Raw genomic sequence first — 26,844 nt, forward strand, 5'->3', positions numbered from 1 at the left:
CAATGGATCACCCAATGACAGAGCCGGGTCTTATCGACCCTTTCGGCCGCCACATCGCCTATCTGCGCTTGTCCGTCACGGACCGCTGCGATCTGCGCTGCGGGTATTGTCTGCCGAAGGGCTTCAAGGGCTTCGCGGAGCCCGACCACTGGCTCACGTTCGAAGAGTTGAGCCGCGTGGTCAGCGCCTTCACGAGTCTGGGGGTGCGGCATGTCCGCATCACGGGGGGCGAGCCGCTGGTGCGGCGGAACCTGCCGGACCTGGCGGCTCGACTGTCCGCCCTGCCGAACCTCGATGATCTCTCCATCTCGAGCAACTGCACCCGCATGGCCTCGCTTGCGGTGCCGCTCCGCCGGGCCGGCGTGAGCCGACTCAATGTCAGCCTCGACAGCCTGCGCGCGGAGGTCTTCAAACAGATCACCGGCGGTGATCTCAGGAAGGTGCTGCGCGGAATCGCAGCGGCGCACGCGGCCGGTTTCGCGCCGATTCGAGTCAACACGGTCGTCATGCGCGGCGTGAACGACGACGAGATCGAGACAATCCTTGGCTTCTGCGCGGACAACGGATTCACGCTGCGCCTGATCGAGACCATGCCCATGGGCGCCACCGGGCAAGCCGCACAGCGCCGCTATATCGATCTGCAGACCGTCCGGCGCCGTCTGCAGCGGCGCTTCAAGCTCATCCCGGACATCCTGCCCGGCGGGGGCCCTGCCCGCTACGATCGGGTCGGCGCCACCGAGACCCGGATCGGCTTCATCACGCCCCTGTCGCGGCACTTCTGTGAAACCTGTAACCGCGTCCGACTCGCGGCCGACGGTACCCTCTATCTGTGCCTGGGCCAGGACGACCGCTATGAGCTGCGTCCGCTCCTGCGCGATGGGATCGATGACGCTGGCCTGGTCTCTCACATCCGCCGAGCCATCGCCCTGAAGCCCCAGCGCCACGAGCTCAAGGAGCGACCGGAGAAGATCGTCCGGTTCATGTCGACGACCGGCGGATGAGTCTGCGCCGTCCCCGTGGATCGCGAGCGCCCGCCACGCCCGCGCTCACGCGCGACCGGACAGGCGGGGACGGCCCCTTGGCCGCACCGCCGAGTGCGTCCGCAATGCCTTACCGCGATGCCATCTGCGCCACTGCGAGCTTCAGTGCGGCCTCGCGGTCCTGGATCCACTGCTCGTTGGGCATGACCTCGCGAAGTCCCAAGTGCTCCAGGCGCTCGCGCGGCTGGCCGTGGACACCCGCCATGTAGACCTTCGTTCCCTGCGCGAGCGCGTCACGGACCACCGCCTCGACCGCGACCGCAGTGGTCACACCCATGTGCGGGACCCGGCTCAGGTCGACGAGGACGGCCTGCGCGCCTTCGAGCTTCGGCGCCTGCCGGCTGATTGCGGCCGCGGCCCCGAAGACCAGGGGACCACTGAGATGCAGGACCTTCAGTCGACCCCGCCCTTGCGCGAGCACCGACCGCTCGTCGCACGAAAGGTCTGCACACTGGCCTTCGTCGCGTGTGCGCCGCGCCGGAAGGACACAGACGGACGCTTCCTGGACGTCGGCGAGGCGCCGGATCGTCAGCACATTCGCCACGAAGAGACCGATCGCCACGGCCGTGATCAAGTCGACGAAGACCGTCATCAGGATCACCCCGTACATGATGAAGGCACCTTTGATCGACACCCGATGTGCACGGCTCAGAAACCGCCAGTCGATGATGTCGATGCCGACCTTTACAGCGATCCCGGCCAGAACCGCCAGCGGGATGCGTGCAGTCAGGGCGCCGGCCCAGATGACGACCACCGCGAGGATGGCCGCGCGGGTCAAACCCGAGAGCGCGGTCCGCCCGCCGGCCTGAATATTGACCACCGTGCCCATGGTCGCACCCGCACCCGGCAGGCCGCCAAAGAGACCGGACGCCAGGTTGCCGATGCCCTGTCCGAGCAACTCCTTGTCCGAGTCGACCGGCTTGCGGGTCAGACTGCCTGCGATCACCGAGGTCAGGAGGGCATCGACGGAGCCAAGCATGGCGAGCACGACCGCATCGATCAGGATGGTCTGCCACTGTTCGACACTGAACACCGGAAGCTGCAGAGTCGGCAGGCCGGCCGGGATCTCGCCGATCCGCCGAATGTCCTGATCGCCCAGCCAATAGATCGCGAGCAGGGTCCCAATCACCAGCGCAACCAGCTGCGGCGGCAGGATGCGTTTGATCCGAGTTGGCATCAGGAAGAGGATCGCCAAGGTCAGGCCGGCCAGGACGGCCTCTTGCGGGTTGATGGCCCGGATCAGCGACGGCAGGGCCTGCAGCGTCCCCATGACACCACCGCCCGGTGCCGCCTGTCCGAGGATCCCGGGCATCTGGAGGATGATCAGGATGAAGCCGATTCCCGACATGAAGCCCGAGATGACCGTGAAGGGCATCATGGTCACATAACGCCCCAGCTTCATGGCTCCGAACGCCAGCTGAAACAGCCCCGCGAGCATGACCACCGTGAAAGCCATCGACATCCCCTGCTCGGGGCTCGCGGCGATCAGCGAGGCTACGACCGCCGTAAAGACCACGGTCATGGGGCCGGTGGGCTCGGAGATGAGGGTCGGGGTCCCGCCGAACAGGGCGGCAAACAGACCTACCAACACGGCCCCGTAGAGGCCAGCTTCGGCCCCTGCCCCGGAGGCGACGCCGAACGCGAGCGCCATGGGCAGCGCGATGACGGCCGCGGTGACCCCTCCGAAGAGGTCGCCGCGAAGATTATCGAGCCGGATCTCATTGAGAATTCGCATACCTGACTCCGTTGTCCCGCGGCTTTAATAAGTATTGAGGACGACGTTATGAAGCAGTCATCGAAGGTTTTTAGGCTTCGCATCCACCAATGTCCAGACGCCAAGCAGCGACGAATCGATTACCCCAATGGTCCGGATCGGCCTCCGTGGCCCCGAACCCCAACACCCCGTCCCGCAGCGCAGGGTCCATACCGACCTGCTGGGCAATCTGGAGATCTGTCGGCCAGGTCAGATATGGTAAACTGATTTGCCCCGGCGCCCACCTGGCCAAAGGTTTTGCCGAGCGCACCGCCGTGATGGACTGGCAAGCCGCTCGGGGCTGTCATGGGAGGGCTCGGCGGCCCTGGAGGAAGGGTTCCCCGTCAGGGCCGGCTCGCTCCATGAGCGCTCGCGTGACAATCAGCATGCACGGCGAGCGCCGAGTGACGAACAACAACAGGGTCGAGCGGCGGCGCTTGGTGCGGTAAGCAGGAGATCGACCTCGAGGACAACAGGAGCATCGCGACCAGCGCTTTTGCGGGACCACACCGGCCCCAGGCCTCCCACGACGAGGGCGCACTCGCGGGCGCGGCCCGAGCGACGCGGCGCCACGACAACAGGTTTGCAGCCGTATCTTCCGAATGGAATCTGTCTTGACCGAGTTGGGCCGACGCAGGAAGCAGCCGGAAGCCGCCACGGCCTGACCACCCATCGATATCCATCGATGCCACAGATAGAGAGAATTTATTTTTTTCTATGCTTCGATTCACAGTAAGTTGACCGCAGAGTTCGAAACGGCCTCCGCACGCGAGGCGGACCAGGCACAGACCACAGGAGCTGACCATGAGCGTGAAGACCTACGATGCCGGTGTTAAAGAGTATCGGGACATGTACTGGACCCCGGACTATGTTCCACTCGACACCGACCTCTTGGCCTGTTTCAAAGTGACCGGCCAGCCCGGTGTCCCGCGCGAAGAGGTCGCCGCCGCCGTCGCCGCGGAATCCTCGACGGGGACCTGGAGTACCGTCTGGTCTGAGCTCCTCACCGACCTGGAGTACTACAAGGGGCGCGCGTATCGGATTGAAGACGTACCGGGCGACAAGGAATCCTTCTATGCCTTCGTCGCCTACCCGATCGACCTCTTCGAGGAAGGCTCGGTCGTCAACGTCCTGACCTCCCTGGTCGGCAACGTGTTCGGTTTCAAGGCGCTGCGTCACCTCCGATTGGAGGACATCCGCTTCCCCATCGCCTACGTGAAGACCTGCCTGGGCCCGCCCAGCGGCATCCAGGTCGAGCGCGACAAGATGAGCAAGTATGGGCGTCCCCTCCTCGGGTGCACCATCAAGCCAAAGCTGGGGCTCTCCGCCAAGAACTACGGCCGCGCCGTTTACGAGTGCCTGCGGGGCGGGCTCGACTTCACCAAGGACGACGAGAACGTCAACTCCCAACCCTTCATGCGCTGGCAGAACCGCTTCGAGTTTGTCGCCGAGGCGGTTGCCGCTTCCCAGGCCGAGACGGGCGAGCGCAAGGGTCACTACCTCAACGTGACCGCCCCCGATCCGGAGCAGATGTACGAGCGCGCCGAGTTTGCCAAGGAGCTGGGGCAGCCGATTATCATGCACGACTTCCTGACCGGCGGCTTCACGGCCAATACGGGGCTGGCGAAGTGGTGCCGGAAGAACGGGATCCTCCTACATATCCACCGCGCCATGCACGCGGTCATCGACCGCCATCCAAAGCACGGTATCCACTTCCGGGTGCTCGCAAAGTGCCTGCGACTCTCCGGAGGCGACCATCTCCACACCGGAACCGTGGTGGGCAAGCTCGAAGGCGACCGGGGGTCCACCCTCGGCTTCGTCGACCTGCTGCGCGAATCCTTCATCCCGGAGGACCGGGCCCGCGGCATCTTCTTCGATCAGGACTGGGGCTCCATGCCCGGCGTCTTCGCGGTGGCGTCCGGTGGCATCCACGTCTGGCATATGCCGGCGCTCGTGACCATCTTCGGCGACGACTCGGTCCTTCAGTTCGGCGGCGGCACCCAGGGGCACCCCTGGGGCAACGCGGCGGGGGCCGCGGCCAACCGGGTCGCGCTCGAGGCCTGCGTCAAGGCCCGTAACGAGGGGCGGGAGATCGAGAAGGAGGCCCGCGAGGTCCTCTCCTCGGCCGCCAAGCACAGCCCCGAGCTTGCGATCGCGATGGAGACCTGGAAAGAGATCAAGTTCGAGTTCGAAACCGTCGACAAGCTCGACGTGGGTTGACGACGGCTGCCAGCCGCGAGCCGCCGGCGGGGGCAACCCACGGAGGCCGCGGAAGGCCGGACTGCCGGGCATTGAGGGCTCGAAGCCCCAACACATTCCGAACGAGAGGAACCTGAACCATGCCATTCCAAAGCACCTTGGGCGACTACCAAACCCGTCCGACCCTCGAGACCTTTGGTTTCTTGCCGGCGATGAGCCAGGAAGAAATCTTCGATCAGATCGCTTACGTGATCGCCCAGGGCTGGACGCCCGGCATTGAGCATGTCCATCCAACGAATGCGATGAACCACTATTGGACGATGTGGAAGCTGCCCTTTTTCGGTGCGGCGGACCTTGGCCAAATCGTGAGTGAGCTGGAGGCGTGCCATCGCGCCTACCCGGATCACCATGTGCGTCTGACCGGCTATGACAACTATACCCAGAGCCAGGGCGCCTGCTTCGTGGTCTTTGCGGGGCGCGGTTGATCAGAAAACGTCGGCGGCAGATGCCCGGCACTGCCCCCCAGACCGGTCGCGCCACGCTGGCGCCCGGCTACCGACGACCAGTGTTTCAACACCGAGCGGACGGCGCGATCGCGGAGTCGGGGATTCAAGCGGCTCCGGCATCGTCGCCCGAACGGGCGATCTGCGGCGTCTTCGGCGCCTGAAGGGAAAGACCATGGCTAGCAAAGCGAATCTGAGATCGAGTGGCCGTGAGGCGGCCCTGGCACGCCGCCGCGCCCTGTCCACCCTCGGCAAGCGGTCCTCGGCCGGTGCAAGCACTGAGCGCAGCCGCAAGCCGGAGGATGCGCCGTCCGGGCGCGCTGCGGGTGCTCCACCGCGGACCACTGCCCCGACCTCGGTGTCCAGCCCCGCACCGCCGTCCTTTTCCGCCCCCGGCTCCGCATCGCCGGTCCGGCGCTCTCGGGCCGCGTTGCCTTCGGACTCCAGTCGTGCCCGTGCTCGTGCGCGAAGGGAGGCACTCTCGCAGGCGGGCAAGCGAGCCGATCGGACGCAGGATCGCACCCGATCCTCGACCACCAACCCGAAGAACCCGGCCACCGCGGGGGAAAAGACCGGCCGCGGATGCGGCTGCCGCGAGCAGGACGAAGGAGTTGCCGAACGTGTTGCGGCGCCGCCAGAGGCTCGGCTCTCCCATAGCGGCGCGAAGGTCTCGGCGAACAGCTCAAAGCGCAACGGCAAGCGAATCACGGCGATGAAGCCCGCCGGCCGAATGCTCGCGCTGGCCCGAAGGGCGGCGCAATCGGGTCGGGGCAAAGCGGCGGCCAAGACCCCGACCACGACGGCGAGTCTCGCGCGTCAGGCCAACCCCAAGCTCTCCGGGCGCGAGCTGGCACAGACGGTGCGCGCCCATCGCAGTGCGGCGGGCTCCGCCGGGACGCGTAAGGCCCAACCGACGGGCCGCGTGAGGCCCGGACGCGGGAGTGCCCAGGACCAGCCCTGGAAGGTCGGAGTGAGCGAGACCGTGCACGGTCAGCTTGTGACCGGCACCAGGGTCGGGCGCAGCCGCTCTGTCACCGGTGACGAGCCGAGTAGCTGCCGCGAGATCACCGGTACGGAGTACCTGGGGGCGGAGATCTTTCGCGAATTCTGCCAGGCGGAACCCGCCAAGTCGGCCTCGAAGGTCCACGTGACCAGCACCAGTCTCGGCAGTCGGGTCACGGGCACCGAGGTCGGTCGCGCGGCCAAGGTCACGGGCGACGAGCCCGGGACCTGCAAGACGGTGACGGGCACGGAGTATCTGTCGGCCGAGCAGTCGACCGCCTTTTGCGGGACCGAGCCGACGCCGAGCGCTCGACGGACCGGACATACCCAAACCGTCGGCGGTCGTCCCGTCTCTGGCGTTCAGGTCGGGCTGTCGGCGAAGGTCACGGGCAACGAGGCTGGTGCCGGGGTCCGGCCGACCGGGAGCCAATACGTGTCGGCGGAGAACGGCGAGGCCCTGAAGTCCCGGCGGGCCCCGACCAAGGTCGACCTGACCCAGACGCTCAGCGGCGGCGCCATCACCGGCACGCGGGTCGGCCGGAGCGCGAGGATGACCGGGGACGAGTCAGGCAGCTGCCGTCTGATCACCGGGGACGAGTATGTCGGCGGCGAGCAGTACAAGGAGTTTTGCAAAGTAAAGCCGGCGCCGATGGAGCCACCGAAGGTCGGTCTGTCGACGACCCAAAAAGGGCTGGTCGTCTCCGGGACTCAGACGGGGCGTTCGGGCCGGGTGACGGGCGACGAGCCTGGCACCTGCAAAGTGGTCACGGGCACGCCCTACGCCGGACTCGAGCAGGCGGCGACCTACTGCGCCCCCGACCAGCAGCAGGCCATCGTCGCACGCACCCAAACCTTGCCCTCGACACCCGGACATCAAATGACGGGCATCCAGCCGGGGATAGGGGGTGTGATGACGGGCGCCGCCCAAGGTGCATGCGAGGATGTGACGGGTACTCCTTATGTCGGGGTCGATCAGTTCAACGCGAGCTGCGGCAGTGGAGCATTACCGGGTCAAGGCGATTTCCCGCGAGCCATTGACCATGCCCCGTGGCAGAGCTTCAGCGTCAACTCCCCGGCCCGACAGGCGTTCCAGGCCCGCCAGTCGGGCGGCGTGACCGGAACCCTCTACGAGCAGGAAGGGCGGATCACCGGCCCATTCGGCATGGGGACGGGCAAGATCACCGGCACGGAGCAGTTCCGTTTCGACCGCGGCCACGCCATGCAGGGCAACCTGCTGGAGATGGAGCCTGCGGAGCTCGGCGAGGAAATCGCGCCACCGCCGGAACGCCCCCGGGTGACCGGTGAAGGACAGGCTGCCGGTCTCAAGATCACCGGCGACGATTGGGATCGGGGTGAGCATGTCACAGGCACGGAAGGGTCCTCGGCACGACGCCGCAATCCCACTCGGCCGGGCGCCATGGGCGCCATGCCGCCCGTTAAGACCAAACGCAACGAGGAAGTCCCGCAGCCGGTGAGCCGCGTGACGGGGAGCAGCGGCAACACGGAACGCGGTTCGCTCATCACCTACTCGGGTGGAGCGCGAGGCTGAGCGCGCCACCAGTAGGGCCATCTACAAACTGCTGAGCCAAGCGCGCATCCCGATCCAAACCTGAAGCCATCGAGGTCATGTCGAGCCATCGCCGTTCAACCCGCACGAGCCTGATCTGGGCATCGACCCCAAGGCCCGTCACGCCGCGCCAGTCGCCGCAACCTCAAGGGCAGCCCTTACCGGGCGTGCCCTCGGGGCTGCCCGGCCTGCAGGCGCGCGCGACCCGCCCGCGCCCTCCCGCGGCATCGGAGGACGCGCCAGGCTCCAGGGGCGTCGTTCGGGCGGGACACCCGCGTATCGCCATGGGTCGTGCGGCAGAGCTTCACCCGCTGACCGATCTCAATGGGAATGCGCTTCTTCGCAGCTACGAGGAGCGGGTCAAGTCGGCGTTCGACCGGATCGTCCCCGTGCTCAAGCGTCTCTCCGCGCTCGGATGGACGCCCGACTTCGAGGCCCAGGCGCAACGGATCGCCGAGACTGAGCTGGGGTTCTTGCTGCCGAGTCGCATCCTCGAGGATGCCTGGGTCGGCGGGCTCGACCTCAAGACCCTGTTCGCCTGGTCCGTGTTCGAGACCTACCGACGGATGGCTGATGACTTCTTTGAAAACGACCCGTTGGGCGGCCGGGATGTCAAAGACTTCGAACGCTTCATCCAGGAATGCGGCTTTCACCTGATGGATGTCACGCCGTGTGCGGACGGACGCCTCGCGCACGCGATCAGCTACGTCCTTCGGCTGCCTTTCGGTGCAGTGCGACGCAAGTCCTACGCAGGCGGATTGTTCGACGTCGAGAATACGGTCGCCAAGTGGGTCGAGGTCGAGCTCGAGCGGTATCGCGAGGGCAAGCCGAACACCGCGGACGTGCCAACCCGTTATCTGAAGGTGGTGGTCTATCACTACAGCTCGGTCGATCCGGGCCACCAGGGCTGCGCGGCACACGGGTCGAACGATGCAGCGGCCGCACGGGCCTCGCTGGAACGCCTACAGGCGTTCCGACAGGCGGTCGAGAACAGTTTCTGTTGCGGCGCGTCGGTCGCCCTGTTGCTGATCGGGCTGGATACGGACACGGACGCGATTCGTGTGCACGTACCAGACGCCGAGGGCACCCTGGACCCGAGCCAGGCGGTCGATGCCCTCAAGGTCCATGCGATCACCCGGGATCTAGAAGCGGCCGCGGCGCGCGAGCGCATCGTCGAGCTGGTCAGGGCGCACGCGCCCGGCAGTGCGGAAGAAGGCATGGTACGACTGGCTGCGCGCCTCATCGAGAACAACCTGTCGCAAGTGGACTATGTCCGTCAGTTCCATGGTGGACGCTACAGTGACGTGGGTCACGCCGAGCGCTTTATGGGCGTTGGCATCGGCTTCGAGGAGATTCAGCTCCGAAACCTGACCTACTTCGCCTATCTGGACACTGTCGAGGAGGGTGCGGCCGATCTCGACGTCGGACGCAAGATCTTCGGTGGCCTCACCGTCTCACACGGGCTGCCGATTCCGGTCATTATCCGATTCGATTACCACGGCCAGGTGCCTGGGGCACGGGAGCGCGCGGTCACGCGTTGCCACCGGCTCGACAGTGCACTGGCGGCGCGCTTCGCGGAGCTCGCCGATCAGGGATTGCTCCACCGCCTGCTCGCCGTCCGCGACTGCGACGCGGGCAGGGGTATCGAGGTGATGGGGACCTCCCTCCATCTGGAAGTGGCGGGAGGACACTGATGAAGATCTGTCAGGTTGAGCGTCCCCTCGTTTCGACCAACCGCATTCCGGGCTTCGAGCACAAACACCTTTTGGTGGTGCGTGACGGCAGCGCACTGCAAGTGGCAGTGGATGCGGTCGGGTGCGTGCCGGGCGACTGGGTCATCTGCGTCGGCAGCTCTGCGGCCCGCGAAGCGGCCGGGAGCAAAGAGTATCCGAGCGATCTGACCATCGTCGGCATCATCGATCGTTGGCCGCCCGAACCCGATGCGACAGACGTAGGTTCACGGGACTCGGGCTGATGGAGATCCGTCAGGTGGTCGGCTCATTGGTCTGCACGCAGCGAAACCCGGGGCTTGGGCACTGGGATCTCAGGGTCCTGCAAGACCTGAAGGGCAGGCAGTATGTGGCCACCGATCCGGTCGATGCCCGCCCCGGCGACTGGGTCTTCGTGGTCAGTGGCTCGGCGGCCCGTTACGCCATGGGCGACGCGAGCATCCTGACCGATTTGACGATCGGAGGCGTCATCGACCACTGGGAATGGGAGCAGGCTGCGGCAGTCCAGCCGGACGCGACCCTCTCCGCGAAGGCCGCATGAGGGTCGGATCGGCTGGCAACGTCCGAACCGGCGGATGACATTAAACCTGGGTTGAAGGTGATTGGGCGGCACCGGCCGCGGCGACTTGGTACACAGAGGAGACACGAACGATGGCTAGCGACAAATTCGGAATCGCGCTCGGGATGATCGAGACGCGCGGGTTGGTTCCCGCGATCGAGGCGGCGGATGCCATGACCAAGGCCGCCGAGGTGCGCCTGATCGGGCGCGAGTTCGTCGGCGGAGGGTACGTGACCGTGCTGGTGCGCGGGGAGACGGGGGCGGTCAATGCCGCGGTGCGCGCCGGCGCCGACGCCTGCGAGCGGGTCGGCGACGGCCTGGTCGCCGCGCACATCATCGCCCGCCCACACCGCGAGGTCGAGCCGATCCTGCCGGTGGGCAGCGCCGCGGCCGAGTAAGCCCGGACGGGCCGTCGAGCGGCGGCCCCAACTGATTCATTTTATTCACGCAAAGTAAGAAATCGGAGAAGACAGATGGCCAGTGAAAGCTACGGTATCGCTCTTGGAATGATCGAGACGCGCGGGTTGGTTCCCGCGATCGAGGCGGCGGATGCCATGACCAAGGCCGCCGAGGTGCGCCTGATCGGGCGCGAGTTCGTCGGCGGGGGGTACGTGACCGTGCTGGTGCGCGGGGAGACGGGGGCGGTCAATGCCGCGGTGCGCGCCGGCGCCGACGCCTGCGAGCGGGTCGGCGACGGCCTGGTCGCCGCGCACATCATCGCCCGCCCGCACCGCGAGGTCGAGCCGATCCTGAGCAAGGACACCCCGACTGCTTGATGCAACGCCGTCCGCGCCTGATACCGGCGGTGAGGGTCACGCCGTATGCGACACGCACTCATCCATCCTCGTACCCTTGGGTACCTCGGTCGTGCCTTGAGCCTGGAGCTGTCCGCGGTCCAGCAGTACATGACCCAGGCCTCGCTCGCCGAGGCCTGGGGTCTCCGGGAGGCGGCAACCCGGCTGCGTGAGGAGACGGTCGAGGAGATGAAGCATGCCGAGCGCATCATCCAACGCATGTTGGTACTGGGCGTCGCACCAAACGCTTCCCAACTCCGCCCCGCTGGTGTTGCCCGCAACCTGGCCGACCTGCTGCGTCAGGACGCGGTCTTCGAGAGCGAGATCGTCGCCCTCTACCAGGAAGCGGCGACCTTCTGTCGTCGCGTCGGAGACCAGGCAAACGGCGATTTTTTCCAGGCGTTGCTGGAGGAGGAGGCCGAGCACGCCCGCGAGATTGAAGACTGGCTGGCATCACTTGGTGTACCGCGCCATCGCGACCCCGCGGAGCGGGTCTACTTCTAAGGTGTGCCCGTCATGAAACACACCTGGACGAGCCGGCAGCGCCCACTTCGGCTCGAGCGCCGGCTCGAATTTGACGACTATGAGGCCACCCGGGCCTTCCTGGAACGAGCGGCGCGCCTTTCAGAGCGCACTGGCATCTACCCCGACATCAGCTTCGGAAAAACTTATGTGAACATCACCTTGCACGCCGAGGAGGAGGCGGGCGAGTTGGGCGAGCATCTCCACCGGTTTGCCAGCGAGCTGGATGCATTGACCGCCACAGAGGACGAGGCGACGGCGCCGCCGAATGCCGCGCCCAATCCCGACCCTCGCCGCTAGCGCGCCATAGGTCGCCTCTGCGCCTTACACATTTCGATAGAACATCGTCAAACTCAGGGGAACGATGCCGATGAGCGATCCAGAGAGCACCAAGCCAAGCCCCGATGCTGTCCGCTCACCGAAGGAGCCAACGGCACAGCAGCCCTCGACCATGCGTCGGACGTCCGCGGCGGCGAGCGCGACGCAACAACCGCGGACTCGCACGAAGAAGACGCCGCCCCCGGCCGGGCTCGACAGGGCGTCGGTACAGACTGGCATCCGCGGGACCGAGACAGCGTCCCGTCCCAGAGTCGTCGCCGAGGCCGAGCCCTCCCGGGGTCGGGCCGCGAACACACCGTCCAGCGCCGCGGACAGCTTGCCCCGGCGGCCCCGCGTCTGGCCGGACTGAGGGGGGCGTGGGATCCAAAGGGCGACCAACGACTGCCGTTTCCAGGCGGACGGTCTGACATGACTGCTTCACCGTGAGATCTTGGCTCCAACAAATCAGGATCTCGCCGAGAGACGACCGATCGGCCATCAACTGAAGCCGGGCACTCGGCCATTCACAAGACAACGGGAGCCAATACAACGGAGACGACCAACCGCTTCATTCGACATGCCACGCTGCGCCAGCTCCAGCTCCTCGAGGCGATCGTGCGCTTGGGCAGTTTCACCCGTGCGGCCGACGAGATGTTCCTGACCCAGCCCACGGTATCGATGCAGATCAAGAAGCTGTCGGATACAGTCGGCATGCCCTTGTTCCTGCACGTCGGGCGTAGCGTGGAGCCCACCGATGCCGGTCGCGAGGTCTATGTGGCCTGCCGGACCATCCTGCGCACGCTCGCGGACCTCGAGATCAAGCTCGCCGACCTCAAGGGACTCAAGAGCGGGCGCTTTCGACTTGGCGTCATCACGACCGCCAAGTATTTCGCGCCTGAGATCCTGGGGGCCTTTTGCGATCGATTCCCGGGCATCGATGTCTCGCTGAAGGTGACCAACCGCACGCGGATCATTGAGCGCATGGCCGCCAATGATGACGATCTCTACATTTTCGGCGAGCCAACAGGCGCCGGAATGGACGTAGAAGCGACCTATCTAGCCCCCAACCCACTGATCATCGTTGCCCGCACCGATCACCCCTTGATTGGCGAGTCCGGAATCTCCATGGAGCGGCTGGCAACAGAACGTTTCATCCTCCGGGAGCCAGGCTCGGGTATCCGTGATTCGATCGTCAAGCGATTCACGGAGCGGGGTCTGAGGCCGAACGTGCGTATGGAGCTTGGAAGCAACGAGGCGATCAAGCATGCCATCATAGCCGGGTTGGGCATCTCCGCGCTCTCGCTCCACACGCTTACCCTCGATGGAGGCGCCGGGCGTCTGGCGATGCTGGACGTCGAGGGGTTCCCAATCCAGCGAACCTGGTATCTGGTCCATCCGAAAGGCCGTGACCTGTCGACCATTGCCAAGACCTTCCTCTCCTTCGCCGCCGACTGCGAGCGCGAGATCCGGTCCAGCCTCGATCAGACCTACGATGCGTTGCGCCTAACCTCCTCTGCCACACCCTTTGATCACGTGGGAAAGCGCCCGCGCTGATCGTCGGCCGCCATCGACGCGGTGAGCTCTGAACCCCTCATTTGGGTGTGTATGGGCTACACTCATCGGGCATTAGCTCACGCGCCACTCCGGCGCCACCTCATCTGTCGGCGAAATCGGCACACCGAGGCGGCAGCCGCACCGCAGTGGGCTAGCAGCGATGGTGCGCCGTATCGCCGCTCCGTCACCGTTTCAGGCATCGGAGGCCGTCATATCGATCCAGGCAGGGAGCACCGCAGAGTCGAAACTGGGAATCTGCGCACCAGAGACGCGCACGGGCGTCATTTGGTATCCGTTTGGGGGGCGCATACCGCATGGCCCAGACAGCCAATCTCCTTGCCACCGAACCGATGCAGACGTTGCAGAGCGCGCAGGTGGAGCAGTCGTTCCGTCAGCTGCCGGTCGCTCTGCTGGCCAACCTGGCCAACGGACTGCTGCTGACCTTCCTTCTGTGGGACGTCACCGATCGTCTGACGCTCTTGCTCTGGCTGGTTGCCCTGGTCGTGGTCACAGCGGCTCGTTCCGTTCTGTTGCGGAGCTATCGACGCACACCGGACCGCGCAACAAACACGCGCCGATGGGAGCTCCATCTACAGCTCGGTGCTTGCTCAGCAGGGGTCGTCTGGGGCTCGGCTGGGCTTTTCCTGTTTGTTCCTGCGTCGCTGCCGCATCAGGTTTTTCTGGCCTTTGTCCTGGGCGGCATGGTCGCCGGGGCCATCCCTTTGCTGTCTGTTCTGGGGCACGCGTATGCGTGCTTTGCGATCCCCGTGGTGACCCCGATTGCGGTCCAGATGCTGGCCGTCGGCGATCGCGTGCACATCGTCATGGGGCTGATGATCTTGGTTTTCGGCCTTGCGATGCTGGCCGCATCCGCCCAGCTGAGGCGCTACTTTCGGGAGTCCGTCAGCTTTCGCTTACAGCTTTCATCAGCGATCGAGGAGGGAAAGACACTCCAGCATCTGCTCGGCGTGGATGCCCTGACGGGGATCGCAAACCGGCGTTTTTTCCAGAGCATCCTGGAAAAGGAATGGCGCCGGTCGAAACGCGATGGAACCATACTGTCGTTGATCACGGCAGATATAGACCACTTCAAGGCGTATAATGATTGCTACGGCCATCCCGCAGGCGACACCTGTCTGACAGACATCGCCAAGGCCATGGAGGAGGTTGTCAAGCGTCCCGGCGACATCACAGCGAGAATCGGCGGGGAGGAGTTTGCTTTCCTGCTGCCCGACACCCCCCTGAAGGACGCCGTGCAACTCGGCGAGCTGATACGTCAGCGGGTCCTTTCACTTGATCTGCAGCATGCCGTCCCGGCCGGACAGGTGACCGTCAGTCTGGGCGTCGCTTCGTCAAATGAAGATGGGATCGACTCGCCCCGAGACCTCCTAAGCGCAGCCGACCGGGCACTCTATCAGGCGAAACGACATGGGAGGAACCGGCTGGCGACAACCGAATCGCCAGACTGATGACGGGTGCGGCTCGCGCGCCAAAAGCTTAATCATCTTCATGGTCTAACGGACGACATCGATACGATGGGCGAAGCAGTAGCCGTTGTGTTTCATGTCGTCCCTGAAAAAGACCTGGACCTGCTTTCCGGTTGCGAGCGCAAGCTCGGAAACGTCCAGCATGCGGTAGGAACGGACACGGTCAGTGAAGTCGCCGGAGCAGCTGAAGCTGACCCACCACGGCTGGCAGCTTGGGAGGACGTTCTGAGGATTCACGGACAACGCCGCCATACAACCTCCGAATGTCTCATCCCCCGTCACCAGCACCCGGTTCACCAGGGCGACAACGTACCCGGAGGCCGCCAGGGCCGGCCCGGTCGCACCGAGCATCAGGGTGAGCGAAATTGCCTTCAGGCCAAAGACAGCAGGATGCGAGGACATTGTCTTGACTCCGTGCGGGGATCGAGGAGAAACGCATTGCCACTCATTCTAGCGTCGAGCGCCAACCCCCCCAGCCTGGCAGACACGCCCAGCAGAAGCAGGCCGTTCCTTCGAACGGTAACCTGGCGGGGATCACGCGAACGTCAGTGGTGAATGTCTGGTCGCTTTCCAGGGTCGTGGGGATCGCGGTTGAGCCGGGAAAGGTCAGCTCCACGGTGAAAGCGGTCCATCCCCGGGCTGGCGGAGGCACGTAACCCACGTAGACCCCATTGCCGCTCTGCTGGAGATCGGTGCTGGTCCATGCCGCCCCCACCGATTCCAGCCGCAAATGCCTGTATGGTATCCATCGCCCGGACCACGGCCTTGGTCATCGGAAGATGAACCAACCACTCAGGGTCAGCAGTCAGCAGGAACTTATCCATTCCATAGGCGAGGAGTGCATCCTCGATCCTCGGCTCCTGCTCATCCGAAAACGATAACGGTTGGTTCGGGATCTGACAGACCATGGCGGCCACAGAGCCTGTGGCGACAGAGAGCAAACCAAGCAGCGCATCGTTGTTGGTCGTCGCTCCAGCGTCATTACCGCCGCCATTCACAACCAGGACTGCGGTATGTTGATTGCCCGAGTGTGCGACCCAGGGAACAGCGATCAGCACCTCGTGCTGCCACAGTACTCGGTCGACTTCCTCGGGCGCACGCCATGCGCGCCACAGTCGTGAGGTACGCGCAACATCCACTGCCGCCCTTGCATCCCGGCGCGGGGCTAATCCGCGCTCCCGGTGTCCGGCAGCGACAACTCTATTCTCGAGCGCGTGCGGAAGCGCTGCGAACCCGGCCACTCCGGCGGCACAAAAAGATCCCGCCCTGATCAGTCGCCTCAACGCAACGCTGAAGCGCTCGGCGTTTCCCGCCCGGGGCAGGTGATTGCGCCTTTGCCATCCAGCCTTGAGCGTGCCGGAAATCGCAACTCATCAGTGCCGTCCTCCTTGAATGAGGCGGACCGGACCGGTTAACGAGCAGCGAAAAAAGCCCAGCAATCAGGGAACACTGACACTCGGCCGAAGAATCGCTATGCTTTGTGCGCCTTGAACAGCAACTTGAGGATCTTAAAATTAATGATGATGAAGCGAAAGAATTGCCAAACCAGTGATGTCCGCATATATCGCGTGAAGCGCGTCGGGACTGGCGGATAATAGGCCTGCTTGTAAGGCTCTCTATTCTTTGTGGTCATACATGTGTCTCGCTGATCAACGATCAAAAATCAGTCGGGCAGTATCGCCCAGCCCGGTCGCATCTTGGCCTGGTAGATGAATACATGATGCAGAATGTATTTCATCCAATGGCCGGCCAGACCGATCTCGCCGAAAGTCAGATCCATGTCCCGACCGTATTCGGGATACCTGTCATAGTCCGGGACCACCGGGAAGACGGTCATGGTCGCAGCCGTCCCCTTGAAGATGTGTGACCCCGTCGATGCCACACAGGCGGCGCCGATATTGGCCATGGATGCGGTATGGGTCGGCTGGGAAGCGCCATGGACCATGTCCCGAATGCTCATCGCGACCGCCTTGCCGATGGCGGCAGACGGCATGCCGGTGCGGGGCGGGGTCGGGTTGATCGGGGTCCCATTGGCGCTCTTCATGGGCTTGCTGATGAGATGCGGCGGCGCGAAGGCAATGCCTACTGCAAAGATATTCTTGTACTTGGGCGTTTGATAGGTCTTCGGCCAGTCCTCTGGACCCCAGTCCTCATAGGGCTTCGGCTCGTAATCGGCGTCCACCTTCATGAAGCCGTTCGGAGCGAATATCTGATCCGTGATCTCCGCGCCCGACTGGTCGAAGGCCTTCAAGGGGACGCCGGCAAAGGGCGGGATCAGCATGGAAAAATCGAATTCGAGCTCATTGAAGCTGCCATCCAGGAGCTCGTAGTGGATCTTGCCCGGCTCGATCTTGTTTACATGGGCTCGCGTGATCCACTCCATTCCGCGCTCCACCATCATGGACTCGGCGAAGACCTTTCCATTCGTGATATAGCCGCCGCGATGGATATGGACGCCTCCCATCCCAAAGTCGCCGAGCTCATATTCGTTGCTGATCCAAACAAGCCTCGCTTTGTCACGGACGCCGGCCTCACGCAAGGTATGATCGACGTTGTACATGTACTCGAAAGCCGCGCCTTGACAGGTGCACATTCCATGACCCGTGCCGATGACGAACGTCTTGGTCTCGCCCGCCTTCATCGCTTTAATCATCTCCTGCAGCCGGGCATTCGCCTCGCTCGCGTGGACGGGCGTGCAGACCGAGAAGGTGTAGCCGCCCTCGGGACCCAGGCCCGGGGTCGCGCCGTAGTTGAGCTTCGGTCCGGTCGCATTGACCAGGTAATCGTATTCGACGACATCGTTCTCGCCAGCTCGAGAGGGTTCGGTGTACTCAATGGTGACGTAAGGTGCCGCATGCTCGGGGCCACCCTCGGGATGGATGGAGACGGCGCTGGCCTGACGGAAGTCGATACCGATCTTGTTGTAGATCGGCGCAAGTGGAAAGGTCACCTGTTTCTCGGCCATCTCACCGACACCGACCCAGATGTTCGACGGAATCCAGTTCCAGTTCGGCTTCGGCGACACCACGGTGATCGGATGTGCCTTGCCGAGCCACTTGTTGAGATACCGCGCAACCGTGTGCCCGGAGATGCCCGCGCCGAGGATGAGAATTCGTGCCATATGTTGAGTCTCACGGTTGGGTTAAGGGGTCGGAGGTTAGCAGATTGCTTGCCGGCCGACATAGACCTAGATCAATAGATCATCCACAAGGGAAACGCCGAGGTATTCAGCGTTTTCCGGCCGGGGCAGGAGGCCCCGGCTGACGATGGCCAGGATGGCGATGAACCAGCAAGCTTGGCGCTCCCGTCTTCCGAGCTACCGCGCCCCGCACTCGGTGAAGATCGGCCGCAGACAGTTGGCGCAGACCGACTTGTCCAGCTTCTGGTAGATCCCGTGGATGGCGGCGTGCTTGGCCTGAAAGACATTGCGCGCGCCGGTAGCGTCGATGCAGCCACAGCGCTCGAGGGCGTCCCAGAGCCCCTGCTTGACGTTAATCAGGTAGAGACCCCCGCCGTCGGCCTTACGCCGCTCGGCTTCGCGCATCAGGGTCTCTCCGCCCTGCAGGTCGACGAAGTTGATGCCGTCGGCGAGGATCGCGAGATGTTTCTGCAGCGGGTGCGTGGCGCGCAGCCTGTCGAAGGCGTTCTCAACGTGCGCGACCGAGCCGAAGAACAGCGAGCCGTCGATCCGCACAAAACGCAGCTGCGGGCATTGTGCGACGTCCGGCTCACTCGACAGGGCCCGATTCGGCGAACGCGGGTCAGGGCTCAAGGTCACGATGCGCGGCTTCGAGGTTCGCTCCAGGTAAAGCACCAGCGACAGGAGGACCCCGGCGAAGATCGCGAACTCGAGCTCCAGGAAGAGCGCGGAGAAGAAGGTGACGGCCAATACCGCGGTCTCGCGCTTGGACGCCTTGAGGATGTGGCTGATCTCCTTGAAGTCGACCAGCCCCCAAGCGACCAGGAAGAGCAGCCCGGCCATCGCAGCCGTCGGCAGATAGCTGGCGAACGGCGCGACCACGGGCACGATGCCGATCAGCAGCACGCCTGCAAAGATCGCTGCGAGCGGCGTGCGCGCCCCGGCGGCGAAGTTGACGCCGCTGCGATTGAAGGAGCCGGTCGCCACATAGGCGGAGAAGAAGGAGCCGGCGAGATTCGACAAGCCTTGACCGATGAACTCCTGGTTGCCGTCGATACGATAGCCGCCGCGGGCCGCCAGGGAGCGACCGATCGACACCGCCTCGGTCAGTGCGAACAAGGTGACCGCCAAGGCGGTCGGTGCCAATTGCCTGATGTGATCGAGGGTGAGATCCGGAGCCGACAGGGGCGGCAGCCCCCCTGGCAGCGCACCCACAGTGGCGATCCCCGTCGCCGCACTCCCCAGCCAGTGATTGAGCCCGAGCGCGACCAGACTGCCCCCCACCATGGCGGCGATCATATAGGGGACCCGCGGCAGCCAACGCTTGAAGGCAATTCCGATCGCAAGGGTTGAGACGGCGACGAGGGTCGTGGCCGGGTTGACGTCCATCACATGATGACCGAATTGGATCAGGATGTCGTGGAGATGCCCGCCGCTCTCCATGTCCACACCGAAGAAGTGCTTGAGCTGCTTGGCGGCAATCAGGAGCGCCGCACCGGCCGTGAACCCCACCACCACCGAATGTGAGATGAAGTTGACCAGAGCCCCCATGCGCGCCAGCCCGAGGGCGAGCTCCATGAGTCCCACCATGAAGGTCAAGGTCAAGGCCAGCGTCACGTAGTCGGGGGACCCCGGGGTCGCCATGATCGACAAGGCGGAGAACAGTACGACGGAGGCCGCGGTCGTCGGCCCGGAGACCAGATGACGCGACGACCCGAATAGCGCTGCAATGATGGCCGGCACCATCCCCGCATAGAGACCGTACTCAGGCGGCATGCCGGCGATGGTTGCAAAGGCCACCGCCTGCGGGAGCACCACCAGGGCCCCGATGACTGCGGCGAGCGCGTCTGCCTTGAGCTCCGCACTCCCGACTCCTGGAAGCCAGGACATGAAAGGGGCCAGCGACGACCAGCGATGCGAGACGGGGGACAGCATATTGGATCGATCTCCGAGGGCATCCGTCGCGATCCGACGGGCGACCCGTTGAGCATCTTGAGCTCGGCGTCGCCGCGGGGAGTGCCGAGTCTTTCAGCGCTCCCGTTACCAGTCGGCGGTCGCCCGCAGCGCGGCCTTCGCCTCCTCGGTCGGAAACAGGACCTCCCCTGCGGCGTCGATCAAAGAGATCGCCAAGGTCGGACAACCTTCGGCCGCCGCCCGCATCACATGCTGGTCGCCGAGCCCCCCCGTCGGGAGCGCCTTGAGGTCATCCCCGATGTCATGTTCCTTAAAGGCTTGGGGGCAGGCGACCCAGCAGGTCCCGCAGCCTATGCATGCGGCTTCTTCAACCTCGATCTTGCTTATCATGGATGCGAGCGATCCCTATCGTTTTCGTAATGCGGCATCGGCCGCGGAACAAACGCGCGGGGACCTGCGCGGCAGGCACTGCTGACTCGTCGGGGCCCGAACGGTCTAAAGTCTGAGACGTGCCAGGCCTCCGATCTCGGACCCGGCAATCCACCGCAAACCGGACGGCACGGCCACCCGGCGCGGGGGGCGTCGAGTCCGAGACGGCGCGCGTTCGACAAAACGATACGCCGCGCACAGCCGTGGCGCAACGACGGGACCCAGACGGACCTCACCCGGGAATGGGCGTTTCGGGTCGCCTTGGCTGCCCCCAAAGGCCGCTCGGAGAGGTGAGGCCGCCTCTCCCTGATCTCGCATCCACACGATCGGATGACCTTCCTGTATCATGGGCGAGAGCGACCCCATGCGCTCGACGCTCGGGCCGCCGAGGCCACACAGAACAAGCATTCAGGTGAAACGTAGGAGACGCTTCATGTCCGATGCCCCGTTCGAGCTCGTCGATGCCAGAGACGGCTTCTTCGACAGCAACTGGTTTCAACACTGCCGCGAGACGCAGACGCCATTTGTCGTCGTGCGCAACGGCGAGACCTCCGCCGACGTCCTCTGGGACTTCGTCACCCTTCCACCCCAACTCGACGCCGAGTTGAAACGCGATCTTGCATCCCTGGAACGCGATGCGCGGGCGATCTTCGATCGGTACGCGGTCGCGGAGTCGTTTCTCCGTGTCAAGGCGACGCTGATCGGATTCGATCGCCTGCCTGTCGATGCAGCGAAGAGCGCCGCGGCGGATCTTTACCGCCTGATCACCGATTACCTGCCGGTCGCTGAGACCGTCACCAGGACGCCAAACCAGACCGACCCGGATCTGAGCACAGGCCCTGGGTCCACAGGCGGCGCTGAGCTGCCGAAGTCGCATCGACTCTGGGTCGAAACGATCAGCACCTCGACGGCGGCGTAACGGTCCTTTCCAGGCTCCGACACAAGATAGGGATCATCGGAGGTCGTTGCGCACAAGATGTTGTGTTTTTTACTGGACATCCCAGTCAAATCCCCTAAACTTCCCCGCATGTCGGAGTATCCTAGTCGGGTACTTCGCACGCGCCTATGCAGGAACCAGATTCGGTCGCGCGCTCCAGCGCCAATGCGGTTGAACACGCCTTATTCAGGAGAGACAAGATGCTGAACTGGGACGATCCACTTGCCACGACCGGAACCGCCGGACCCACCTCGAAAGGGCGCCTGGCTGTCGATTCGACAGACCAATCCGACGACTGGACGGCGGCCCCGGAAACCGAAGCGAGCGTCCCGTTCCGGACTCGCAGTGACCCAGAGCGTCCCGCACAGGTGCGTCCGGGCGAAGGCCTGGTCAGCAATACCGACCTGATGGCCACGGCCGGCGCGGCCCCCGTCGTCGATCCGAACCCTTTCCCGGCGTCCGAGTTGCACCAGGCGGAGCTGGCGATCGCCGACACACTCCTTCCGCCCGAGACCTCCGAGACCTGGCAGGCCGCCAGGCATCCCGACGACGATCCCACCGGGGGTGCCACCGGTCTCGAGACGTTGGAGATGGGCGCCGGACGGGTGCGCGTGGACGACAAGAAGATCATCAACTGTCGCGCCGATCTGAATCAGCTCGTGCCCTTCAAGTACGAGTGGGCCTGGCAGAAGTATCTGGACGCCTGCGCCAACCATTGGATGCCGCAAGAGATCAACATGAACGCGGACATCGCGCTCTGGAAGGATCCCAAGGGCCTGACCGAGGACGAGCGCACGATCATCAAGCGCAACCTGGGCTTCTTCTCCACGGCCGACTCGCTGGTGGCCAACAACCTGGTGCTGGCGGTCTATCGCCACATCTCCAACCCGGAGTGCCGGCAGTATCTGCTGCGCCAGGCCTTTGAGGAGGCCCTGCACACGCACGCGTATCAGTACGTCGTCGAGAGCCTGGGGCTGGACGAGGGCGAGATCTTCAACATGTACCGCGAGGTTCCCTCGGTCGCCCGCAAAGCCGAATGGGCCCTGCCCTACACCCGGTACCTGGCCGACCCCCACTTCAAGACGGGCACGGCCGAGAACGACCGCAGGCTGCTGCGAGAGCTGGTCGCCTTCTATGTCATCTTCGAAGGCATCTTCTTCTATGTCGGGTTCGTGCAGGTCTTGAGCATGGGCCGGCGCAACAAGATGACCGGGACTGCCGAGCAATTCCAATACATCCTGCGCGACGAGTCCATGCACATGAACTTCGGGATCGACGTGATCAACCAGATCAAGATCGAGAACCCGCATCTTTGGAGCCCGGAATTCAAGCAGGAGCTGGTCACCATGATCCGCGAGGCGGTGTCCATGGAATCCCAGTACGCCCACGACACCATGCCGCGCGGCGTCCTTGGGCTCAACGCACCCATGTTTGAGGAATACCTTCAGTTCATCGCCAACCGCCGCTGTGCGCAGATCGGCCTCCCGGAGCAGTACCCGGGCGCCACCAACCCTTTTCCCTGGATGTCCGAGGTGCTGGATCTCAAGAAGGAGAAGAACTTCTTCGAGACCCGCGTCACCGAGTATCAGACCGGCGGCGCACTGAATTGGGATTGAGTCGCGTGCTGGAGGCGCGCAGAGATAGCGTCCCGCTCAGATTCCGGGCGGTCAAGACCAGACTGCCATCGGCTATTTCCAGATCTGCCGCTGTTTGAAAGGCTGTGCTTGGATTCGCTGAAGGCTTGAGGAAGAAGCCGTAGAAGGCGACTTCTGGATTTTTTTCTCGAACCTTCAGCTGACTGGACGCCAGATCTCAGTAGCTGGGCAGGTCTGACTAGACACCGCTCGACAAGGGCGTCCGATCACTGAACACCCAAATGCCGCGCCGCCGCGGGTATGTCGCCGGCCGAGAAGTCGTCATGGTCGGATAGCCGAACCCAGGAACCCAGTGCTCGTTTTCGCTCCGTGTCTGTCGCATTGCTGCCGCTGGCCGAAACGGCCGCGATCTGGCAGATGCTCCAGAAAACGGACGCCGCGGAGCATCATCCGCAGACGGCTTCAACCTGTTGCTGTCGCTGTGCGGCCGAGGGCGTTTCCGCTCCGCAAGGCCCGTTCCCGGCCCCCATGTGAAGCTTCACATAGGGACCCAACGCGGTCTCGAGCGGACATGCTGCGGCCGATTGCGCCGCCGCCAGCCAGGAAGGCTGTTTGGCGCTGTTTCGCCTTGTGCGACGCTCCGCTGCCTTGCTGGTAGACTCTTGGAAGCGGCGGCCGGGGTCCGCCTTGCCCCCCCTCCGACCCATTCCCCGGTGGCGTTCCGAAATCAGTCCTGGACGAGGACGGAAATGAATTTGCTTCTGCTGGCCCTGGGCTTGGTCCTGCTGACGGCGGGTGCGGAGTCCCTCGTACGGGGGGCCTCTCGGGGGGCGGCGCGTCTTGGCATCCCGTCGCTCGTCGTTGGCCTCACGGTCGTGGCTTTCGGCACCAGCGCGCCAGAGTTCGCGGTCAGCGTCCAGTCAGCTTGGTCTGGCCAGCCGGACATTGCCCTAGGAAACGTCGTCGGCAGCAACATCTTCAACGTACTTTTCATCCTTGGCGTTTCGGCCGTGATTGTACCGCTTGCCATAGCGAGCCAGCTCATCCGCATCGACGTACCTCTGATGATCGGGGCCTCCGTCCTGCTGCTGCTGTTGGCGCTCGACGGGAGCATCGGCCGCATCGACGGCGCGATCCTCTTCTCGGGCCTGGTGCTTTACACCGGCTTCCAGATCCGCCAGGGCCGGCGCGAGCAGCAGAATGCAAGGGACCGCGGCGAACCACCCACCGGGGGCTGGTGGGCGGACCTTGCCTTCATCGTGGGGGGGCTGATCCTGCTGGTGTGGGGGTCGCGCCTGCTGTTGGGGAGCGCGGTGGCCATCGCCCAGTCCCTGGGGGTGAGCGAGCTGGTGATCGGGCTCACCATCGTCGCAGCAGGAACCTCGATGCCGGAGGTCGCCACCTCCGTGGTCGCGAGCCTCCGGGGTCACCGGGACATCGCGGTGGGCAACGTGGTGGGCAGCAACGTCTTCAACATCCTGGGCGTGCTGGGGCTCTCCGCGGTAGTGTCGCCGATGGGTATCGGCGTGGCACCCCAGGCACTTCATTTCGACTTCCCGGTGATGGTTGCGGTGGCGGTCGCCTGCCTGCCCATCTTTGTCACCGGCCGGGAGATTGCCCGCTGGGAGGGCGGCCTCTTCCTCGCTTACTACATCGCCTACACCACCTACCTGGTGATGGCCGCGACTCATCACGCGGCCCTTGGAGCCTACGCCAGCGCCATGCTTTGGTTCGTCCTGCCACTGACCGCCGTAACCCTGGCGGCACTGCTGGTAAGCCACCACCTGGTGAGTAGGCGCGGGGGCGGTGTGCATTGAGCCGGACCGCCGGGTCCGCCGCAGGCGACCGGGCATGGGCGACCCCGAATCTGGGATTGCCCGTTTCGCTGGCTGAGGCAGATCTGGGAATCGCCGTCAGACGGCGATGAGCGTCCGGCGGACAGCGGATCTCGAAGCAACGCTCGGCTTTCGCAGCGAATCTGGGAACAGACTGCGAGATTGTCCAAACCAAGGTGACGCGCGTTTGTTTGGGTTCCTGTCCTTCTGATGCGCAATCTGTGTACAGAGGTGCGGCGACGAGGCGAAGCACAAGCGCTCTAGCGTGAGTGGTGGCACGAGCACCAGCCTGGCCTACGCCGCCCGCGGCCGCTTCCAGGTATAAACCGCGGTGACCGCATAGTTCCACACTGCACCAACCAGGATCCCGGCCAGGGCCGATATGAACCAGCCAGAGTGACCGCCCTGGAACAGATAGTTGGCGATCCCGACGTTCGCCAAGGCGCCGACACTGCACGCAGCCACGAACGAGAGCCAGCCCGAGATCAGCTGCCGACCCTGCAGGCGCATGTCGCGGTAGGTCAAGAGGTTGTTCAGGAAGAAGTTGCTGGTCATCGCAACCAGTGTGGCCGTGGTCTGGCTGACCAGGAAGGCACCCGTCCCGAGCAGCGTCAGCATGGGCCAGAGCACCGCCATGTGGACGAAGACCCCCAAGCCGCCGATCGCGGAGAAGGCGATAAATCGAACCGGGATGACCGGACCGATCAGCTTCTGGGTCAGCATCAGCAGATATTCCCAGAGGACCGCGTTGTCGAGCTTGCTGCGGCCGGTCTCGCGCGCACGAAAGGTAAAGGGAAGCTCGCGAAAGCGAAGCGGCCGCTCTGCCGCGGAGAAGATGTCGAGCAGGATCTTGAAACCGACCCCGCTCAACCGCCGCACGGACGACTGGATCACCCCGGCGCGGACCAGGAAGAATCCGCTCATGGGGTCTTTGAGGTCAGCATGGATCAGGTGCTGGCCAATGCGGGTCGCCAGCCGGCTCATGGATTGACGGCGCTCGCTCCAGTCACCCACGCCGCCCCCGGCGACGTAGCGACTGCCGACGACGATGTCCAGATCTTCCCTCTTGATCACCTCGAGCATCTTGGGCAAAAGGGTCTCGTCATGCTGGAGGTCACCGTCGATCACGGCGAGGAACGGCGCCGCGGTTGCCATCATCCCCTCGATGCAGGCCGATGAGAGCCCACGCCGACCGATGCGCTGAACCAGCCTGACGCGTGGATCCCGTCGCGCGATGGTGCGCACCCGCTCGGCGGTCCCATCCGGCGAATCGTCGTCGACGAAGATCAGCTCCCAATCGACCCCCGCGAGCACGGAGCCAACGCGACGGACCACCTCCTCCACCATCTCCACCTCCTGATAGGTGGGGACGATGACGGCCAACTCAGGCGGATGGCAGGCCTTGGTGGACATCGGCTGATCAGGCATCGTTTCGGGCATGAGCGAATGTCAGATAAGGGGCCGGGATCGGCGCAGCGGATCGCTGCCGCAGCTGATGAATCGGGAAAAGGCCGTCTAGCCGCAAAGACACACGCGACGCAACGGTTTGAACAAGCTTGCACCACAGGACCCCCTATTCTAGCGCGATCGAGTCGCCTGAGCCGACGTGTCCGACCAACATTCGCGGCTGTCTTCACAAGGACGAGCATGCACGTCATGACGTGCATGTTGGCCGCTTGGCGGCCGGTCGATCCCTAGGAGCGTGTCGGACTTAGGATGAACCGGCTACGGAAGCGGGACAAGGGTCCATGTCGCCCCGCTTTTCGTTACATAGTCCCCGCTATGCGCCTCACAACCGGAACGCAATGGCCTCGCTCTCCCACTCCCTCGCTTCGATCCCCCTAAGTCCGACACGCTCCTAGCGCAACGACCGGGTTCGAGTCCGCGGTTGCGCTATGGTCGGGACATCCAGGGACAACATACCGAGCATCCCATCGACGCCATTTTTGACTACAATGCGCGCCATC

General features: G+C 64.3%; 23 protein-coding genes. 16 read left to right on the plus strand and 7 right to left on the minus strand.

Features of this window, described 5'->3' with window-relative positions; genetic code table 11:
• Positions 1-2 precede the first annotated feature (2 nt).
• On the plus strand, positions 3-1,001 hold the full coding sequence (gene moaA / locus LJE61_RS06505) for a GTP 3',8-cyclase MoaA (protein WP_296913423.1): 999 nt from the start codon (positions 3-5) through the stop codon (positions 999-1,001).
• A gap of 109 nt (positions 1,002-1,110) precedes the next feature.
• Here moaA and LJE61_RS06510 read toward each other — a convergent pair whose 3' ends face one another.
• On the minus strand, positions 1,111-2,775 hold the full coding sequence (locus LJE61_RS06510; RefSeq protein WP_296913420.1) for a SulP family inorganic anion transporter: 1,665 nt from the start codon (positions 2,773-2,775) through the stop codon (positions 1,111-1,113).
• A gap of 822 nt (positions 2,776-3,597) precedes the next feature.
• Here LJE61_RS06510 and LJE61_RS06515 point away from each other — a divergent pair.
• The 12 genes from LJE61_RS06515 (at position 3,598) to LJE61_RS06570 (ending at position 15,010) form a co-directional block, all read left to right on the plus strand.
• Positions 3,598-5,013: a form I ribulose bisphosphate carboxylase large subunit gene (locus tag LJE61_RS06515; protein ID WP_296913417.1), complete on the plus strand. Its 1,416-nt coding sequence runs from the start codon at positions 3,598-3,600 to the stop codon at positions 5,011-5,013.
• A gap of 119 nt (positions 5,014-5,132) precedes the next feature.
• Positions 5,133-5,477: a ribulose bisphosphate carboxylase small subunit gene (locus tag LJE61_RS06520; RefSeq protein ID WP_296913414.1), complete on the plus strand. Its 345-nt coding sequence runs from the start codon at positions 5,133-5,135 to the stop codon at positions 5,475-5,477.
• A gap of 730 nt (positions 5,478-6,207) precedes the next feature.
• Entirely contained in the window at positions 6,208-8,046 is a 1,839-nt protein-coding gene (locus LJE61_RS06525; RefSeq protein ID WP_296913411.1) for a CsoS2 family carboxysome shell protein, read from the plus strand.
• Between the two features lie 302 nt (positions 8,047-8,348).
• Positions 8,349-9,758: a carboxysome shell carbonic anhydrase gene (locus LJE61_RS06530; RefSeq protein WP_296913408.1), complete on the plus strand. Its 1,410-nt coding sequence runs from the start codon at positions 8,349-8,351 to the stop codon at positions 9,756-9,758.
• Positions 9,758-10,039 carry an alpha-carboxysome shell vertex protein CsoS4 gene (csoS4, locus tag LJE61_RS06535; protein ID WP_296913406.1) on the plus strand — a complete coding sequence of 94 codons (282 nt, stop codon included), beginning with the start codon at positions 9,758-9,760 and terminating at the stop codon, positions 10,037-10,039. The genes LJE61_RS06530 and csoS4 overlap by 1 nt, the downstream gene beginning before the upstream one ends.
• A complete protein-coding gene (locus LJE61_RS06540) occupies positions 10,039-10,335 on the plus strand; it encodes a carboxysome peptide B (RefSeq protein ID WP_296913403.1) in 297 nt (98 codons plus the stop codon). The genes csoS4 and LJE61_RS06540 overlap by 1 nt, the downstream gene beginning before the upstream one ends.
• Positions 10,336-10,445: 110 nt before the next feature.
• Positions 10,446-10,751, plus strand: coding sequence for an alpha-carboxysome major shell protein CsoS1 (gene csoS1 / locus LJE61_RS06545; protein ID WP_296913400.1), 306 nt, complete (start codon positions 10,446-10,448; stop codon positions 10,749-10,751).
• A gap of 75 nt (positions 10,752-10,826) precedes the next feature.
• Positions 10,827-11,129 (plus strand): alpha-carboxysome major shell protein CsoS1, encoded by a 303-nt coding sequence (gene csoS1, locus LJE61_RS06550; RefSeq protein WP_296913397.1) that lies wholly within the window; start codon positions 10,827-10,829, stop codon positions 11,127-11,129.
• 45 nt (positions 11,130-11,174) lie between these two features.
• Entirely contained in the window at positions 11,175-11,651 is a 477-nt protein-coding gene (locus LJE61_RS06555; RefSeq protein WP_296913395.1) for a ferritin-like domain-containing protein, read from the plus strand.
• 12 nt (positions 11,652-11,663) lie between these two features.
• Positions 11,664-11,969 carry a 4a-hydroxytetrahydrobiopterin dehydratase gene (locus LJE61_RS06560; protein ID WP_296913392.1) on the plus strand — a complete coding sequence of 102 codons (306 nt, stop codon included), beginning with the start codon at positions 11,664-11,666 and terminating at the stop codon, positions 11,967-11,969.
• 540 nt (positions 11,970-12,509) lie between these two features.
• Positions 12,510-13,541 carry a LysR family transcriptional regulator gene (locus LJE61_RS06565; protein ID WP_519972971.1) on the plus strand — a complete coding sequence of 344 codons (1,032 nt, stop codon included), beginning with the start codon at positions 12,510-12,512 and terminating at the stop codon, positions 13,539-13,541.
• Between the two features lie 314 nt (positions 13,542-13,855).
• Positions 13,856-15,010 (plus strand): GGDEF domain-containing protein, encoded by a 1,155-nt coding sequence (locus LJE61_RS06570; RefSeq protein WP_296913390.1) that lies wholly within the window; start codon positions 13,856-13,858, stop codon positions 15,008-15,010.
• 45 nt (positions 15,011-15,055) lie between these two features.
• Here the strand turns inward: LJE61_RS06570 and LJE61_RS06575 are convergent, their stop codons facing one another.
• The 5 genes from LJE61_RS06575 to LJE61_RS06595 form a co-directional block, all read right to left on the minus strand.
• Positions 15,056-15,430: a hypothetical protein gene (locus tag LJE61_RS06575; RefSeq protein ID WP_296913388.1), complete on the minus strand. Its 375-nt coding sequence runs from the start codon at positions 15,428-15,430 to the stop codon at positions 15,056-15,058.
• Between the two features lie 143 nt (positions 15,431-15,573).
• A complete protein-coding gene (locus tag LJE61_RS06580; RefSeq protein ID WP_296913385.1) occupies positions 15,574-16,167 on the minus strand; it encodes a PhoPQ-activated protein PqaA family protein in 594 nt (197 codons plus the stop codon).
• 524 nt (positions 16,168-16,691) lie between these two features.
• On the minus strand, positions 16,692-18,149 hold the full coding sequence (locus LJE61_RS06585) for an NAD(P)/FAD-dependent oxidoreductase (protein ID WP_296913382.1): 1,458 nt from the start codon (positions 18,147-18,149) through the stop codon (positions 16,692-16,694).
• Between the two features lie 195 nt (positions 18,150-18,344).
• Complete coding sequence (locus tag LJE61_RS06590) at positions 18,345-20,102, minus strand: SulP family inorganic anion transporter (protein WP_296913379.1); 1,758 nt, start codon at positions 20,100-20,102, stop codon at positions 18,345-18,347.
• A 105-nt stretch (positions 20,103-20,207) separates the two neighbouring features.
• Entirely contained in the window at positions 20,208-20,471 is a 264-nt protein-coding gene (locus tag LJE61_RS06595) for a ferredoxin (RefSeq protein ID WP_296913376.1), read from the minus strand.
• 472 nt (positions 20,472-20,943) lie between these two features.
• Between LJE61_RS06595 and LJE61_RS06600 the strand changes: the two genes are divergently transcribed.
• The 3 genes from LJE61_RS06600 to LJE61_RS06610 all read left to right on the plus strand — a co-directional run bounded on the left by LJE61_RS06600 (position 20,944) and on the right by LJE61_RS06610 (position 24,859).
• On the plus strand, positions 20,944-21,429 hold the full coding sequence (locus tag LJE61_RS06600) for a hypothetical protein (protein ID WP_296913374.1): 486 nt from the start codon (positions 20,944-20,946) through the stop codon (positions 21,427-21,429).
• 218 nt (positions 21,430-21,647) lie between these two features.
• On the plus strand, positions 21,648-23,063 hold the full coding sequence (locus tag LJE61_RS06605; RefSeq protein ID WP_296913372.1) for a ribonucleotide-diphosphate reductase subunit beta: 1,416 nt from the start codon (positions 21,648-21,650) through the stop codon (positions 23,061-23,063).
• Between the two features lie 728 nt (positions 23,064-23,791).
• Complete coding sequence (locus LJE61_RS06610) at positions 23,792-24,859, plus strand: calcium/sodium antiporter (RefSeq protein ID WP_296913368.1); 1,068 nt, start codon at positions 23,792-23,794, stop codon at positions 24,857-24,859.
• 312 nt (positions 24,860-25,171) lie between these two features.
• Here the strand turns inward: LJE61_RS06610 and LJE61_RS06615 are convergent, their stop codons facing one another.
• Positions 25,172-26,290 (minus strand): glycosyltransferase family 2 protein, encoded by a 1,119-nt coding sequence (locus LJE61_RS06615; RefSeq protein ID WP_296913366.1) that lies wholly within the window; start codon positions 26,288-26,290, stop codon positions 25,172-25,174.
• Positions 26,291-26,844 lie beyond the last annotated feature (554 nt).

The organism is Thiocapsa sp., from assembly GCF_022340925.1.
Classification (GTDB): domain Bacteria; phylum Pseudomonadota; class Gammaproteobacteria; order Chromatiales; family Chromatiaceae; genus Thiocapsa.

Excerpts from the sequence above, each read along its gene's own strand:
- LJE61_RS06530 (WP_296913408.1), top strand. The coding sequence starts at position 8,349 with ATGGGTCGTGCGGCAGAGCTTCACCCGCTGACCGATCTCAATGGGAAT.
- LJE61_RS06525 (WP_296913411.1), top strand. The coding sequence starts at position 6,208 with ATGAAGCCCGCCGGCCGAATGCTCGCGCTGGCCCGAAGGGCGGCGCAA.
- LJE61_RS06590 (WP_296913379.1), bottom strand. The coding sequence starts at position 20,102 with ATGCTGTCCCCCGTCTCGCATCGCTGGTCGTCGCTGGCCCCTTTCATG.
- LJE61_RS06510 (WP_296913420.1), bottom strand. The coding sequence starts at position 2,775 with ATGCGAATTCTCAATGAGATCCGGCTCGATAATCTTCGCGGCGACCTC.
- LJE61_RS06605 (WP_296913372.1), top strand. The coding sequence starts at position 21,648 with ATGCTGAACTGGGACGATCCACTTGCCACGACCGGAACCGCCGGACCC.
- LJE61_RS06515 (WP_296913417.1), top strand. The coding sequence starts at position 3,598 with ATGAGCGTGAAGACCTACGATGCCGGTGTTAAAGAGTATCGGGACATG.
- csoS1 (WP_296913400.1), top strand. The coding sequence starts at position 10,446 with ATGGCTAGCGACAAATTCGGAATCGCGCTCGGGATGATCGAGACGCGC.
- LJE61_RS06560 (WP_296913392.1), top strand. The coding sequence starts at position 11,664 with ATGAAACACACCTGGACGAGCCGGCAGCGCCCACTTCGGCTCGAGCGC.
- csoS4 (WP_296913406.1), top strand. The coding sequence starts at position 9,758 with ATGAAGATCTGTCAGGTTGAGCGTCCCCTCGTTTCGACCAACCGCATT.
- csoS1 (WP_296913397.1), top strand. The coding sequence starts at position 10,827 with ATGGCCAGTGAAAGCTACGGTATCGCTCTTGGAATGATCGAGACGCGC.
- LJE61_RS06575 (WP_296913388.1), bottom strand. The coding sequence starts at position 15,430 with ATGTCCTCGCATCCTGCTGTCTTTGGCCTGAAGGCAATTTCGCTCACC.
- LJE61_RS06540 (WP_296913403.1), top strand. The coding sequence starts at position 10,039 with ATGGAGATCCGTCAGGTGGTCGGCTCATTGGTCTGCACGCAGCGAAAC.
- LJE61_RS06610 (WP_296913368.1), top strand. The coding sequence starts at position 23,792 with ATGAATTTGCTTCTGCTGGCCCTGGGCTTGGTCCTGCTGACGGCGGGT.
- LJE61_RS06615 (WP_296913366.1), bottom strand. The coding sequence starts at position 26,290 with ATGTCCACCAAGGCCTGCCATCCGCCTGAGTTGGCCGTCATCGTCCCC.
- LJE61_RS06520 (WP_296913414.1), top strand. The coding sequence starts at position 5,133 with ATGCCATTCCAAAGCACCTTGGGCGACTACCAAACCCGTCCGACCCTC.
- LJE61_RS06585 (WP_296913382.1), bottom strand. The coding sequence starts at position 18,149 with ATGGCACGAATTCTCATCCTCGGCGCGGGCATCTCCGGGCACACGGTT.
- LJE61_RS06600 (WP_296913374.1), top strand. The coding sequence starts at position 20,944 with ATGTCCGATGCCCCGTTCGAGCTCGTCGATGCCAGAGACGGCTTCTTC.
- LJE61_RS06555 (WP_296913395.1), top strand. The coding sequence starts at position 11,175 with ATGCGACACGCACTCATCCATCCTCGTACCCTTGGGTACCTCGGTCGT.
- moaA (WP_296913423.1), top strand. The coding sequence starts at position 3 with ATGGATCACCCAATGACAGAGCCGGGTCTTATCGACCCTTTCGGCCGC.
- LJE61_RS06595 (WP_296913376.1), bottom strand. The coding sequence starts at position 20,471 with ATGATAAGCAAGATCGAGGTTGAAGAAGCCGCATGCATAGGCTGCGGG.
- LJE61_RS06570 (WP_296913390.1), top strand. The coding sequence starts at position 13,856 with ATGGCCCAGACAGCCAATCTCCTTGCCACCGAACCGATGCAGACGTTG.